Here is a 15,144-nt window from a genome sequence, read left to right on the forward strand (position 1 = left end):
CATTGAATTGCTGGGGGCTTTTTGTTTTTGGGTACCTCGCCAAAACAATACCCTTCAAATAATACAAAACCCCTACTGTTAAAGTTTGGGTTTTGCATTGAACGTCTTTATTGCTTTAAAGGTGATTTTAATGTGCTTTTGAAGGCTTTAATATAACTAAGGGTATTTCTCTTCTATAGACAAATAAAAACTTCAACGAATATTCAGTTTAGATAACTCCTTAAATAGGGCTGCCTATTTATATTTTGAAAGTAATTACGGGACGTTTTGCGTGGTTGACCAAATCTTCACTTATCGAACCATTAAAGAAATGGGCAATTCCTTGTCTGCCGTGTGTGCTGATTCCAATTAAGTCGGCATTGATTTCCTTGGAGAAATTAAGAATGCCATTTTCTACTGAGGAGTCGTTGTAGATGTTCAAGGTGTAATTATCGAATTCATAATCTTTGATGAAATCCAGGATACGCTGTCTGGCTTCAGATGTGGGTATGAAATTGTTTGCGGTATTCACCATTAACAAATGCATTTTTGCATTAAATTCTTTTGCAAATGTTACCGCTTGCTTGTAGGTTTCTTTGTTGTCATTTTTAAAATCCGAAGCGAAAACAAAATTTTCCACCATGAAGTTGTCATGATTATTTTTAATGACCAAGACAGGAATGTCTGAAGTACGTACCACTTTTTCTGCATTAGAGCCTATAAACATCTCTTTAATGCCTGAAGTACCATGGGATCCCATAATGATTAAATCGGCATTAAACTCATGCCCTTTGTCTACTAAATTGCTAAATGTGCCATCGGTTTGGACGTTTTCATAAACTGTTATGCCTTCTAGGTAATCTTTTGAAAGAAGTTCCTCAAATTTTTGGTGCGCCAATTTCATAAAAAACATGGCTTCCGGGAGCTCACTAGGGGTATTCATAACGTCTACTTGTTGCAATGGAAGCTCAAGCATATGGAGCAAATAAATTTCGCCATCTCGGCGTCGGGCCAATTGGGCTGCGACTTTCAAGGCGTTTTCGGCTTCGGAAGAAAAGTCGGTAGGGACAAGTATTTTTTTCATTGTTAGCATGTTAGTTGTTCTTCCTATAAAATTAAGAATAAAATTCGACATGCTATAGGTTGTGAAAATCAATATAAATGTTGTATATTTGCCGCGTTGTATGAGAAAGAATTAACGAGGGGACAAGGGGTCCCCTCTTTTTATACTGAAAATGTTTAAAGACACTGTAAAGGAATTATTGGACAAGGCATTTCAAGAACGCGAGGACTTGTTTTTGATTGATTTTGATATTGTTGGTGACAACAACATCAAGGTTGTGATTGATGGCGATGAAGGGGTTCTTGTTGAAGATTGCATTTTTGTGAGCAGAGCTGTAGAGCATAATTTGGACCGTGAGGAGCAGGATTTCTCGCTGGAAGTGACCTCGGCAGGGGCTACTTCTCCTTTTGTGCACAAGAGGCAGTACAATAAGAATGTTGGAAGAATTTTGGAAGTTAAAACCAAGGAAGGTCAAAAGTTGGAGGGCACGCTTGCAGATGTGGATTCAGAAGGGATCACCTTGGAATGGAAAGAAAGAGAAGCTAAGGCTGTTGGAAAAGGAAAAGTAACAGTTAAAAATGAAGCTCAACTAAAATTTGACGATATTTTAGAGGCAAAAGTTATTATAAAATTTTAATTCATAGAAGTTATGGAAAATGTTGCGTTAATTGATTCTTTTTCAGAATTTAAAGACGACAAATTAATTGATCGTGTAACGTTGATGGCGATTTTGGAGGATGTGTTGAGAAATGCGTTAAAGAAGAAGTATGGTGACGATGACAACTTTGATATAATTATAAACCCAGATAAAGGAGATTTAGAGATTTGGAGAAACCGTGTGGTAGTGGCCGATGAGGATGTTGAGGATCCAAACCAAGAAATTGCTCTTTCAGAAGCTCGTAAAATTGAACCAGACTTTGAAGTAGGTGAAGATGTTGCCGAAGAAGTTAAGTTGATTGACTTAGGAAGACGTTCAATTTTGGCCTTGAGACAAAATCTTATCTCTAAAATTCACGAGCACGATAACACTAATATCTATAAGCAGTTCAAGGAATTGGAAGGCGAAATCTATACGGCTGAAGTGCATCATATCCGTCATAGAGCAATTATTCTTTTGGATGACGAAGGAAATGAGATAATTTTGCCAAAAGAAAAGCAAATTCCATCTGATTTCTTCCGTAAAGGAGAAAACGTTCGTGGAATTATTGAAAGCGTGGAATTGAAAGGTAACAAACCTGCCATTATCATGTCTAGAACGGCGCCTGTATTCTTGGAAAAACTGTTTGAACAAGAAATTCCTGAGGTATTTGACGGTTTGATTACTGTTAAAAACGTAGTGAGAATTCCTGGTGAAAAGGCTAAAGTGGCAGTTGATTCTTATGATGATAGAATTGACCCAGTTGGAGCTTGTGTAGGGATGAAGGGATCAAGAATCCACGGTATCGTTAGAGAATTAGGGAACGAAAACATCGATGTAATCAACTATACCAACAACATTCAATTGTTTATCACCAGAGCGTTGAGCCCTGCGAAAGTAACTTCAATTAAAGTAAACGAAGAGACTAAGCATGCTGAAGTTTTGTTGAAACCAGAAGAAGTAAGCAAGGCAATTGGACGTGGTGGCCACAACATTCGTTTGGCAGGTCAATTAACAGGTTATGAGATTGATGTGTACAGAGAAGGAGCAGAGGAAGATGTGGAGTTGTCAGAATTCTCAGATGAAATCGAAGGATGGATCATTGAAGAATTCAGCAAAGCGGGATTGGATACTGCTAAGAGTGTCTTAGAAGAAGATGTTCAAGACTTAGTGAAGAGAACAGATTTAGAAGAAGAAACAATTCTAGAAGTAATCAGAATTCTTAAGGAAGAATTTGAAGAATAAAAGATATAAGTTTATATTACAGGCAATTTATGGCTCAAACAATTAGATTAAATAAAGTATTACGAGAACTCAATATTTCTATTGACCGTGCAGTTGATTTTTTGGAATCGAAGAACGTAGACATAGAGAAGAGTCCGAATACGAAAATTTCAGAAGAAGTCTATGCAATCCTTTCCAGCGAGTTTCAAACGGATGCTAGTAAAAAAGTGGCATCTAAAGAAGTAAGCGAGGCAAAGCTGAAGGAAAAAGAAGAACTCCGTGAAATACGTGAGCGCGAGTTGGAAGAGAAGGCTAGAAAGGCGGAGGAAAGTAGACAACAAGTGGTTAAGGCACGAGTAGAACTAAGCGGTCCAAAGCAAGTAGGGAAAATAGATTTGGACGCTCCGAAGCAGGAGGTACAACCAGAGGAACCTAAACCAGAGGAAGCTCCTAAAAAAGAGGAAGAAGCACCTAAGGTTGAAGCTCCAAAAGTGGAAGAGCCTAAAGTGGAAGCGCCAAAGGTCGAAACTCCAAAAGTGGAAGAAACCCCTAAGGAGGAAGTAAAGGCTGCAACGCCACCTCCGGCACCAACTCCAACGCCAACTCCAACTGAAGCAGTAGCTCCTATAAAAGAGGAAAAAATATCCAAACCTGAGCCAAAAAAGGATATTCAACCTAAAAAAGAGCCTGTAAAAGAGAAGAAGCAAGTACAAGCTGATAAGCCAAAAGAATTCCCAGAAGGACGTGTTGAAACCAAATATCAAAAACTTACAGGTCCTAAAATTGCCGGTGAAAAGATAGACTTATCTCAATTTGAGAAGCCTAAAAAGAAAAAAGAAGATAAAAAGCCTGCTGCAGCTTCACAAGATGCGAACAAGAAAAAAAGACGTCGCATCAGTAAAACTGGAACAGACACAAGACCAAATAACTTCCAAAATAACCGTGGAGCCAACCAAAAACCAGGTGGAGGCTTTAAAGGCAAAGGAAAGCGACCTACCGTTGTAAAGGAAGAGCCTAGCGAAGCAGAAGTTCAAAAGCAAATTCGTGAAACTCTTGAAAAACTTCAAGGGAAATCAACGAAAGGTAAGGGTGCCAAGTATCGTAGAGAGAAAAGGGAGCACCATAGGGAGCAGACCGAGAAGAGTCTTGAACAACAACAAGCAGAAAGCAAAATCCTTAAAGTAACTGAATTTGTTACGGCAAGTGAGGTTGCCACGATGATGGATGTTTCTGTTACTCAAATTATTTCTGCATGTATGTCTCTTGGTATGATGGTAACCATGAACCAACGTTTGGATGCTGAAACTTTATCGGTTGTAGCGGACGAATTTGGATACCAAGTAGAATTTGTTACTGCAGATATCGAGGAATCTATCGAAGAAGAAGCAGATAGACCAGAAGACTTGAAGCCACGTGCTCCAATTGTAACAGTAATGGGACACGTTGATCACGGTAAGACCTCTTTATTGGATTACATCCGTGAGGAAAACGTGATTGCGGGAGAGTCTGGAGGAATTACACAGCACATCGGAGCTTATGGTGTAACCTTAGATAGTGGACAAAAAATCGCATTTTTGGATACTCCAGGTCACGAGGCCTTTACGGCAATGCGTGCTCGTGGAGCGCAGATTACAGATATCGCGATTATCGTGATTGCTGCGGATGATGATATCATGCCACAAACCAAAGAGGCCATTGCCCACGCACAAGCGGCTAATGTGCCAATTGTGTTTGCAATCAATAAAGTTGATAAGCCAACAGCTAACCCAGACAAGATTAAAGAAGGTCTTGCCAATATGAATTTATTGGTGGAAGATTGGGGTGGGAAAATCCAATCGCATGATATTTCTGCTAAAACAGGTCTTGGAGTTAAGGAATTATTGGAAAAAGTATTGCTTGAAGCCGAATTGCTAGAGCTTCAGGCTAACCCTAACAAAAATGCTACCGGTACTGTAGTGGAGGCATTCTTGGATAAAGGTAGAGGATATGTATCTACTATTTTGGTGCAAACGGGAACCTTGAAAATTGGAGATTATGTATTAGCAGGTCGCCATAGTGGTAAGGTGAAGGCAATGCACGATGAAAGAGGAAAAGATGTAGTGGAAGCGGGACCATCAACCCCAGTATCTATTCTTGGTTTGGATGGAGCGCCTCAGGCAGGGGATAAATTCAACGTATTTGAGGACGAAAGAGAAGCTAAGCAAATTGCAGCAAAACGTACTCAATTACAGCGTGAACAATCTGTAAGAACTCAACGTCATATTACTCTTGATGAAATTGGACGTCGTATTGCTCTTGGAGACTTCCAGGAATTGAACATCATCTTAAAAGGAGACGTGGATGGTTCTGTAGAAGCCTTAACGGATTCGTTCCAAAAATTGTCTACTGAAGAAATTCAAGTGAATATCATACATAAAGGTGTTGGAGCCATTACAGAAAGTGACGTGTTATTGGCAAGTGCTTCAGATGCGATCATTATAGGATTTAACGTTCGCCCAATGGGTAACGCTAGACAGATTGCTGATAAGGAAGAAATCGACATCAGAATGTACTCGATCATTTATGATGCCATCAATGATCTTAAGGATGCAATGGAAGGTATGTTGTCTCCAGAGCTTAAAGAAGAGATTACAGGTACCGCCGAAATTAGAGAACTGTTCAAAGTTTCTAAAGTGGGAACTATTGCAGGATGTATGGTAACCAACGGAAAAATCTTGAGAAATGCAGGTGTGCGTTTAATTAGAGATGGCGTGGTGGTTTACACTGGAGAATTGGCTTCCTTGAAACGTTTCAAAGATGACGTTAAAGAAGTAAGCAAAGGATACGATTGTGGTATGCAGGTTAAAAACTATAACGACATTAGAGAAGGGGACATTATAGAAGCATTCCAAGAAGTAGAAGTGAAGAAGAAATTGAAGTAAAATTCAATTTGAAATTATATAGAAATAAAAAAGCGACCAAATGGTCGCTTTTTTATTATCGTGTGTTTTGAGATTATTTAATCTCGCTTTTTGGTTGGAAAATAAAAGCATTGGGGTAGTTAGCCTTTACTTTTATAAGGGCCTTATCAGCTTCCAAACGGCTTCTAAATGCACCTACCTGGATTTTGTAATGTGGAGTGTCATATTCCATACTTACTGGGATATCTTCATAAGTATCGTGAAACTCTGATCTTGCTTTCTCCGCACCTGCACGGTTACCCGAAAATATTTGAATTTTATACAGCTTAACGGTGTTAACATCCTTTTTGAATTCCAAAAGTTTGGTAATTTCATTGCTCTTGTCCACCGTTACAATTCCTTGTTGTGCATGTATGTAGGAAACAGCTCCTAAAAATAAGCAGAAACCTAGTAGTGCTTTTTTCGTATTTTTGTGAGTCATGATTCTAAAATAGTTTAAAATGAATGGTTTATTTGGGTGTAAATGATTTAGTATTATGGATTTACTTGCGGCTAAAATATGAAAATATTTTCTAGAAACAGGTCGTCTTATACATTATTATACATGGGTAATTTAGCTTATTTAGAATGCGTATAAATTATCAGTTAACACTTCTGTAACATTTTTAGAATCCACTTTAAATGTTACTTTTGTGCGAGATTTTTATAACTGTATTTTTTTCTTTTTTAAATGAAAAAATCATACCAAAGTTTGGAAGATAATTCAACTATTAATATGAAACAGGTGATATACCGTAAATTGACCTCAAAGATTATTCGATTAGGGTTTCTTGTTCTACTCACACTTTCAGCCTCTTTAAGGGCGCAAGAAGGAGACCCTGCAAAGGGGAAATCCTTGTTCAATACTAACTGTGCAGCTTGTCATAATTTAGACAAGCAAATGACAGGGCCGGCCTTGAGACACGTTGAAACTAGATTGGCTGATGAGCAAGGTTTGGACCGTGAGTGGCTTAGTGCTTGGATACGTAACAGTGCTGGATTGATTAAGTCTGGAGATGCATATGCTAATCAAATTTTTGCAGAATTCAACAATACGCCTATGACGGCGTTCGCTACTTTAAGCGATCAAGATATAGCAGATATCTTAGCGTATACCGCGCAAGAGAAGGCGCCTGCTGCTGGTGGGCAAGATGGTTCCGTTCAGGTGCAGGTGCAGCCAGCTGAGCCAGGTATTTCAAATGAAATTATTTTAGGTGCTTTAGCATTGTTGTTTGCCTTGTTGGCAATGGCTTTGATTTTGGTAAGACAGACCTTAAATAAGTTTGCTGAAGCTAAAGGTGTAGATGTAACTGGTGGAGAAACTAGATTGCCATTATGGAAAGCGTTTGTTAAAAACCAATTCTTGGTTTTGGTAACTGCTATCTTTTTATTGTTGGCTAGTGCTTACTTTGTGTACGGTTACTTAATGCAGGTAGGGGTAGATCAAGGATACCAGCCAGTGCAGCCAATACACTTCTCGCACAAAATTCACGCAGGTGATAACGGTATCGATTGTAAATACTGTCACTCTTCTGCTCGTGTAAGTAAAACTTCAGGGATTCCATCTCTAAACGTTTGTATGAATTGTCACAAGTCTATCTACGAATATAACGGGGAAACTACTGTAGAACACAGCAAAGAGTTTTACGATGGTGAAATCCAAAAACTATATGCAGCTGCAGGATGGAGTGATGCTGACCAAAAATATACTGGTGAGTCACAACCTGTAAAATGGGTGAGAATTCACAATCTACCAGATTTTGCATATTTCAACCACTCGCAACACGTTTCTGTTGGAGGAATCCAATGTCAAACTTGTCACGGACCAGTTGAAGAAATGGAAGTAATGTACCAACATGCTCCTTTAACAATGGGTTGGTGTATCAACTGTCACAGAGAGACAGAGGTGAAAGTTCAGGATAATGAGTACTATGCTAAAATTCATGAGCAATTGTCTAAAAAGTACGGAGTGGAAAAACTTACTGCTGCTCAAATGGGTGGTCTAGAATGTGGTAAGTGTCATTATTAATTTATTAAGAAGTAATTCAATTATATAATATGTCATCAAACAAGAAATACTGGAAAAGTGTTGAAGAGCTTAACGAGAATAGCTCTATTGTTGAGACGCTAAAACAAAACGAATTTGTTGAAGAGATCCCGACTGATGAGTTTTTAGGAGATAAGGCCTCCTTGGAGAGTTCTTCTACAACACGTCGTGATTTCTTAAAATACGTTGGCTTTAGTACAGCTGCTGCTTCATTGGCAGCTTGTGAAGGGCCGGTAATTAAGTCTATCCCTTATGTAGTGCAACCAGAGGAAATCATTCCTGGTGTTGCCAACTACTATGCAACTACCATTGCAGATGGATATGACTTTGCAAGCGTTTTAGTTAAAACCCGTGAAGGTCGTCCAATTAAAATCGAAAACAATGCTTTAGCTGCTGTAAATGGTAGTGCCAATGCAAGAGTGAACGCATCTGTTTTAGGATTGTACGATAGTTTAAGGGTGCAAGGACCAATGAAAGGTGATGCTGCGATCACTTGGAATGAATTTGATGCGCAAACAAATCAAAAACTTAATGAAGTTAAAGCTTCTGGAAAACAAATTGTGTTATTGACTCAAACGTTTGCCAGTCCTTCTACTTCTGCGTTGATTGCTGAGTTTGCTGCCAAGTTTGGAAACGTTAAGCACGTACAATACGATGCGGTTTCTGAATCTGCTGCATTAGATGCTTACCAAGCTAAATACGGTGAAAGAGGTCTTGCTAACTACGATTTTTCCAAAGCGTCAACTATTGTTTCAATAGGTGCGGATTTCTTGGGAGATTGGCAAGGTGGAGGATTTGATTCTGGATATGCAAAAGGACGTGTACCTAACCACGGTAAAATGTCTAGACATATTCAATTTGAATCTAACATGTCGTTAACTGGTGCCAACGCTGACAAGCGTGTACCATTAACACCTACACAACAAAAACAAGCTTTAGCAAAACTTTATACATTAGTGGTTGGTGGCTCTGTATCTGCAGACTTACCAGAAGCCGTTGCTCAAGCAGTTGCAAATGCTGCTGCTCAAATTAAGAGCGCTGGTGCTAATGCTGTAGTTGTAACAGGACTTCAAGATGTAAATGCTCAAACTGTAGTATTGGAAATCAATAGCCACTTGAAGAGTAAAGCATTCGATCCTAAAACAACTATCAAAACTAGACAAGGTAGCGATAAGGCAGTAGCTGCTTTGGTAGCAGATATGAAAGCTGGTAAAGTTGGAGCTATCATCATGAGTGGTGTAAACCCAATGTATACCTTACCTAATGCTGCTGATTTTGCTGAAGGATTAAAACAAACAGATTTGTCAATTGCATTCTCTTTGAAGAAAGATGAAACGTCTGCGTTGACACAATATATCGCTGCAGCACCTCACTATTTGGAGTCTTGGGGTGATGTAGAAATGAAGAAGGGACACTACGGGTTAACACAGCCTACTATTCGTCCTTTGTTCGACACAAGACAATTCCAAGAAGCTTTATTGAAGTGGAATGGAAGTGCAACAACTTACCACGACTATATCAAGCAAACCTGGAATACGAGTGTATTGGGAGGAGCTTCTTTCAGTCAAGCATTGCATGATGGTGTGTTTACTACTAACCACAGTGTTGTAGTGGAAACTCCAAAAGGTGCTCACCATGAAGACAAAACGTTCGTTGGAGGTATTATTGAAGATGTTGCTGAAGGATTAGGTCTTAAGAAAGAAGAAGAAGGTACTGCAGAAACTACTACAGCTACTTCTGGAGCTGCCGCAGCAAGGGCTTTGGCAGGTGCATCTTCTCAAGGAATGGAATTGGTATTCTATTCTAAAACTGGAATGGGAGACGGTCAACAGGCCAACAACCCTTGGTTGCAAGAGTTCCCAGATCCTATTTCTCGTGTGTCTTGGGATAACTACCTAACGGTATCTAAGGCAGATGCAGAAAGCTTAAACTTGAAAAACGTACACGTAGCTACTGGAGCTTTGGATGGTAGTTATGCAGATGTAACCGTAAACGGAACTACCTTGAAGAACGTTCCTGTGTTGATCCAACCAGGACAAGCTAAAGGAACTGTTGGTTTGGCATTTGGTTACGGTAGATCTGAAGGATTGAAAGAAGAAATGAAGACTGGTGTTAATGCCTTTACTTTGTACCAAGATTTCAATACTGTTCAAAATGTAACGATTGCCGCAGCTGCAGGAATGCATGAGTTTGCATGTATCCAGTTGCACAATACTTTGATGGGACGTGGAGACATTGTTAAGGAAACTACCTTAGAGATTTTCAATACGAAAGATAAATCTCATTGGAATGCCATTCCTATGGTGTCTTTGAACCACGAAGAAACGCCTGTAACATCTCCAGATGTTGATTTATGGGATGAGTTCGATCGTTCTATTGGGCATCACTTTAACCTTTCTATCGATTTGAACGCTTGTACAGGGTGTGGGGCTTGTGTAATTGCATGTCACGCTGAAAACAACGTTCCTGTGGTAGGTAAAGAAGAAGTACGTCGTAGCCGTGATATGCACTGGTTACGTATCGATAGATACTATTCTTCTGAAGACTCTTTCGAAGGGGATAATGAGAAGAAAGACAATATCGCTGGACTTGGAAGTTCATTGACAGGATTTGGAGAAATGGAGCATCCAGCCGACAATCCTCAAGTTGCTTTCCAGCCAGTAATGTGTCAGCACTGTAACCACGCACCTTGTGAAACTGTATGTCCTGTTGCGGCAACATCACACGGTCGTCAAGGACAAAACCACATGGCTTATAACCGTTGTGTAGGTACTCGTTACTGTGCAAACAACTGTCCTTATAAAGTACGTCGATTCAACTGGTTCCTTTACAATGGAAACGATGAATTCGATTATCATATGAATGACGATTTAGGTCGTATGGTATTGAACCCAGACGTAGTGGTACGTTCTCGTGGTGTTATGGAAAAATGTTCTATGTGTATCCAAATGACACAAAAAACTGTTCTTGACGCTAAACGTGATGGACGTGTGATTAAGGATGGTGAATTCCAAACAGCATGTTCTGCAGCGTGTAGCAGTGGCGCTATGGTATTTGGAGATATCAATGATAAGGATAGTAAAGTAGCCCACCTTAAAGCGGATAACCGTATGTATCACTTGTTAGAGCACATTGGAACAAAACCAAACGTGATCTACCAAACTAAGGTGAGAAACACAACAGAAGCATAATAAAACAAACTAAGAAATAATTATAAAAGGATTATGGCGTCTCATTACGAAGCACCTATTAGAAGACCTTTAGTTACAGGCGAGAAATCATACCACGATGTAACCGTGGATATCGCCAAGCCAATTGAAGGTAAAGCAAACAAACAATGGTGGATAGTTTTTAGTATTTCACTTGTGGCTTTCCTTTGGGGAATCGGGTGTATTTTATATACAGTATCCACAGGTATTGGTACTTGGGGATTAAACAAAACTGTGGGCTGGGCCTGGGATATTACCAACTTCGTTTGGTGGGTAGGTATTGGTCACGCAGGAACTCTGATCTCTGCAGTATTATTGTTATTCCGTCAAAAATGGAGAATGGCAATTAACCGTTCTGCAGAGGCGATGACTATCTTCTCGGTAGTTCAGGCGGGATTGTTCCCAATCATTCACATGGGACGTCCATGGTTAGGATACTGGGTATTGCCAATCCCAAACCAATTTGGATCGCTATGGGTTAACTTTAACTCTCCGCTTCTTTGGGACGTATTCGCGATTTCAACGTATTTATCGGTATCATTGGTATTCTGGTGGACTGGTTTATTACCTGACTTCGCAATGATCCGTGACCGTGCGGTGAAGCCTTTCCAAAAGAAAATTTATTCATTATTAAGTTTTGGATGGACAGGTAGAGCTAAAGACTGGCAACGTTTTGAAGAAGTATCTTTGGTATTGGCTGGTTTGGCAACACCACTTGTACTTTCTGTACACACCATCGTATCGTTTGACTTTGCAACATCGGTGATTCCTGGATGGCACACCACCATCTTCCCTCCGTATTTCGTTGCGGGTGCGATTTTCTCTGGATTCGCGATGGTAAATACCCTTCTTATCATCATGAGAAAGGTATGTAACCTTGAAGATTATATTACTGTACAGCACATCGAATTGATGAACATCGTAATCATGATTACGGGCTCAATCGTAGGTGTGGCTTATATTACTGAGTTATTTATTGCATGGTATTCTGGAGTGGAGTATGAGCAATATGCTTTTTTGAACAGAGCTACAGGTCCTTACGCTTGGGCATACTGGATGATGATGTCTTGTAACGTATTCTCTCCACAGTTCATGTGGTTCAAGAAACTTAGAACAAGCATCATGTTCTCTTTCTTTATCTCTATTGTGGTGAACATAGGAATGTGGTTTGAGCGTTTCGTAATTATCGTTACCTCATTGCACAGAGATTACCTTCCGTCTTCTTGGACGATGTTCTCACCAACATTTGTGGACATAGGGATCTTTATTGGAACTATTGGATTCTTCTTTGTATTGTTCTTGTTATACTCTAGAACATTCCCAGTAATTGCGCAGGCAGAGGTTAAGACAATCATGAAGTCATCTGGTGAGCGTTACAAGAAGATAAGAGAAGCAGGTGAAAGCCTAGTAGGAACAGGAGCGGACGCACGTACTTCTGGAAGTCAAGTTAACAACTCTAAAAACTAATTGCAGCATATGGAATCTTCATCAAAAGTAATTCACGCAATATATACCGACGACGATGTGTTGATGTCGGCAGTGAAGAAGGTAAGAGCTGAGAAACATCATATAGAAGAAGTTTATACGCCATTTCCGGTTCACGGACTAGACAAGGCGATGGGATTGGCACCAACTCGTATAGCTATTGCAGCGTTTATTTACGGATGTATTGGTTTAACGGTAGCCATCACTATGATGAACTTCATCATGATCGAGGACTGGCCACAAAACATTGGTGGTAAACCTAGTTTTAGTTATATAGAAAACATGCCGGCATTTGTGCCTATCATGTTTGAGTTGACCGTATTTTTTGCAGCTCACTTAATGGTAATCACGTTTTACCTACGCAGTAGAATGTGGCCATTCAAGAATGCTGAGAACCCGGATCCAAGAACTACAGATGACCATTTCTTAATGGAAATCCCAGTTCACGGTAATGAAGCTGAATTGGAGCAACTACTTAAGGAAACCGGTGCAGTAGAAATTAATATAGTTAACAAAGACGAAGCACATTAATATGAAATGAACAGAGCGTTTTGGAAGTTTCTTAAACGCTTTGTGAGTTGCATCTGAGGACAATAAAAAACAGAAATTTACAGATGAAAGGCTTAATAAAAATAACAGTTTTATCAATTATAGCAGTGGCGTTTGTGTCTTGTAAGAAAGATTCAAGACCAAACTACCAGTTTATGCCAAACATGTACGAGTCGGTAGGATATGAGACCTATTCAGAGTCTGATGCCTTTGCAAACGGAGTGGAAGCTCAAGTTCCTGCAGAAGGAACCGTGGCAAGAGGTTACTTACCATTCGACTTTGACAACACTGCGGAAGGCTATGCCCTAGCAAAAACTAATTTAATGAGTCCTTTGGATTCTACTCAAGTAGATTTGGCTAAAGGAAAAGAACTATACGACATCTACTGCGGAATCTGTCATGGTAATAAAGGAGATGGCCAAGGTAACTTGGTAAAGCGTGAAAAGATATTGGGTATCCCTAGATACGACGATGCTGGACGCGCCATCACAGAAGGTAGTATCTACCATACTATTTACTACGGTAAAAATGCGATGGGTTCATATGCCAATCAGTTAAGTGAGGAAGAGCGTTGGCATGTAGTTGCTTACGTTTTAGACCTAAAAGCGAAATTAGAAAAATAAGATTGATAAAGATTATATAAAGACATGTACACATTCTCAAATAGATTAAAGACATTCTCTATCGCATTAATGATTATCGGAGCGATAGGAGTTGTTATTGGTTTTATGACATCTCATAAATCTTTTGAAGAGGTAGAAGCCATAGTTGCTGCTGAAAGTGCCCACCACGGTGGAGGACATGATGCCGAAGCAGCTCATGTAGCACCTGCAGCTTCACATGACACACATGCAGCTGAAGGACATGCCGGTGAAGAAGTTCACCATGAAGATGCACATAAAAAGCATATAGAGCATGTGCAACACCAAATTGCCAACAGACCTTGGTCTGCGCTTTACGTAGCAGCATTCTTCTTTATGATGATTGCACTTGGAGCTTTGGCGTTTTATGCTATCCAGTTTGCGGCTCAAGCAGGTTGGTCTCCAGTATTGTTCAGAGTGATGGAAGGTATAACTGCCTATCTATTGCCTGGAGCAATAATCGTAGTATTGATTGGTGTAGCCTCTGGAACTATTGGACATTACAATCTATTTGTATGGATGGATCCTGAAGTTGTAGCTCACGATAAATTAATCCAAGGTAAAGCTGGATGGTTGAACACATGGGGCTTTGCTATTAGAGGATTTATCTTTATTGCAGGATGGTCTTTATACCGTCACTTTGCACGTAAATTCTCTATTGCTCAGGATAATGCCGATGATAACAAAAACTTCAAAAAGTCCTTCCGTATTTCGGCAGCGTTCTTAGTATTCTACATTTACACAGAATCTATGATGTCTTGGGATTGGATCATGAGTGTTGACCCACACTGGTTCTCTACATTATTTGGATGGTATGTGTTTGCTAGTATGTTTGTAAGTGCGATTACCGTAATTGCTATGATTACACTTTATCTTAAAAACAAAGGGTTATTACCATTTGTAAATGATAGCCACTTGCATGACTTAGCTAAATTCATGTTCGGTATTTCTATTTTCTGGACGTATTTATGGTTCTCTCAGTTCATGTTGATTTGGTATTCTAACATTCCAGAAGAGGTAACTTACTTTGTAACTCGTTTAGAGGATTACAAATTACCATTCTTAGGTATGGTTGCCATGAACTTCTTGTTCCCATTATTATTGTTAATGAACAGCGATTACAAACGTATTCCTTGGTTTGTTGTTATGGCTGGTGTAGTTATCCTTGCAGGTCACTACCTAGATATTTTCAACATGATCATGCCAGCAACTGTGGGTGACAGATGGTTTATTGGAATTCCAGAAATTGGTTCAATATTGTTATTTGGTGGATTGTTCATCTTTGTGGTATTTACCGCCTTGACAAAAGCACCTTTATTGGCCAAAGGAAATCCATACATAAAAGAGAGTGAACATTTCCATTATTAATAT

General features: G+C 39.6%; 10 protein-coding genes and 1 pseudogene. 9 read left to right on the forward strand and 2 right to left on the reverse strand.

Annotated features, from left to right (window positions below):
• Positions 1–238 precede the first annotated feature (238 nt).
• The gene (locus tag AC6I5C_RS16145; RefSeq protein ID WP_497906047.1) at positions 239–1,063 is read right to left on the reverse strand and encodes a universal stress protein; all 825 of its coding nucleotides are present in this window, start codon (positions 1,061–1,063) and stop codon (positions 239–241) included.
• 151 nt (positions 1,064–1,214) lie between these two features.
• Here AC6I5C_RS16145 and rimP point away from each other — a divergent pair, with 151 nt between their 5' ends.
• The 3 genes from rimP to infB are packed head-to-tail and all read left to right on the forward strand — an operon-like array spanning position 1,215 to position 5,824.
• On the forward strand, positions 1,215–1,679 hold the full coding sequence (gene rimP / locus AC6I5C_RS16150; RefSeq protein WP_497906048.1) for a ribosome assembly cofactor RimP: 465 nt from the start codon (positions 1,215–1,217) through the stop codon (positions 1,677–1,679).
• A 12-nt stretch (positions 1,680–1,691) separates the two neighbouring features.
• On the forward strand, positions 1,692–2,924 hold the full coding sequence (gene nusA, locus AC6I5C_RS16155; RefSeq protein WP_053978104.1) for a transcription termination factor NusA: 1,233 nt from the start codon (positions 1,692–1,694) through the stop codon (positions 2,922–2,924).
• Between the two features lie 29 nt (positions 2,925–2,953).
• Entirely contained in the window at positions 2,954–5,824 is a 2,871-nt protein-coding gene (gene infB, locus AC6I5C_RS16160; protein ID WP_497906049.1) for a translation initiation factor IF-2, read from the forward strand.
• 73 nt (positions 5,825–5,897) lie between these two features.
• Here infB and AC6I5C_RS16165 read toward each other — a convergent pair whose 3' ends face one another.
• The gene (locus tag AC6I5C_RS16165) at positions 5,898–6,284 is read right to left on the reverse strand and encodes an SPOR domain-containing protein (protein ID WP_497906050.1); all 387 of its coding nucleotides are present in this window, start codon (positions 6,282–6,284) and stop codon (positions 5,898–5,900) included.
• A 294-nt stretch (positions 6,285–6,578) separates the two neighbouring features.
• Between AC6I5C_RS16165 and AC6I5C_RS16170 the strand changes: the two genes are divergently transcribed.
• The 6 genes and pseudogenes from AC6I5C_RS16170 to AC6I5C_RS16195 all read left to right on the forward strand — a co-directional run bounded on the left by AC6I5C_RS16170 (position 6,579) and on the right by AC6I5C_RS16195 (position 15,141).
• Positions 6,579–7,871 carry a cytochrome c3 family protein gene (locus AC6I5C_RS16170; RefSeq protein ID WP_497906051.1) on the forward strand — a complete coding sequence of 431 codons (1,293 nt, stop codon included), beginning with the start codon at positions 6,579–6,581 and terminating at the stop codon, positions 7,869–7,871.
• A 29-nt stretch (positions 7,872–7,900) separates the two neighbouring features.
• Positions 7,901–11,080 carry a TAT-variant-translocated molybdopterin oxidoreductase gene (locus AC6I5C_RS16175; protein ID WP_497906052.1) on the forward strand — a complete coding sequence of 1,060 codons (3,180 nt, stop codon included), beginning with the start codon at positions 7,901–7,903 and terminating at the stop codon, positions 11,078–11,080.
• Positions 11,081–11,113: 33 nt separating this feature from the next.
• Positions 11,114–12,535, forward strand: a pseudogene (gene nrfD, locus AC6I5C_RS16180) (NrfD/PsrC family molybdoenzyme membrane anchor subunit); the annotation flags it as partial.
• A gap of 39 nt (positions 12,536–12,574) precedes the next feature.
• Entirely contained in the window at positions 12,575–13,114 is a 540-nt protein-coding gene (locus AC6I5C_RS16185; RefSeq protein ID WP_053992935.1) for a DUF3341 domain-containing protein, read from the forward strand.
• 83 nt (positions 13,115–13,197) lie between these two features.
• Complete coding sequence (locus AC6I5C_RS16190) at positions 13,198–13,755, forward strand: c-type cytochrome (RefSeq protein ID WP_307901289.1); 558 nt, start codon at positions 13,198–13,200, stop codon at positions 13,753–13,755.
• Between the two features lie 24 nt (positions 13,756–13,779).
• Positions 13,780–15,141: a quinol:cytochrome C oxidoreductase gene (locus AC6I5C_RS16195; protein ID WP_076663080.1), complete on the forward strand. Its 1,362-nt coding sequence runs from the start codon at positions 13,780–13,782 to the stop codon at positions 15,139–15,141.
• The last annotated feature ends 3 nt before the right edge of the window (positions 15,142–15,144 follow it).

It is taken from the genome of Mangrovimonas sp. sgz306409, assembly GCF_059735265.1.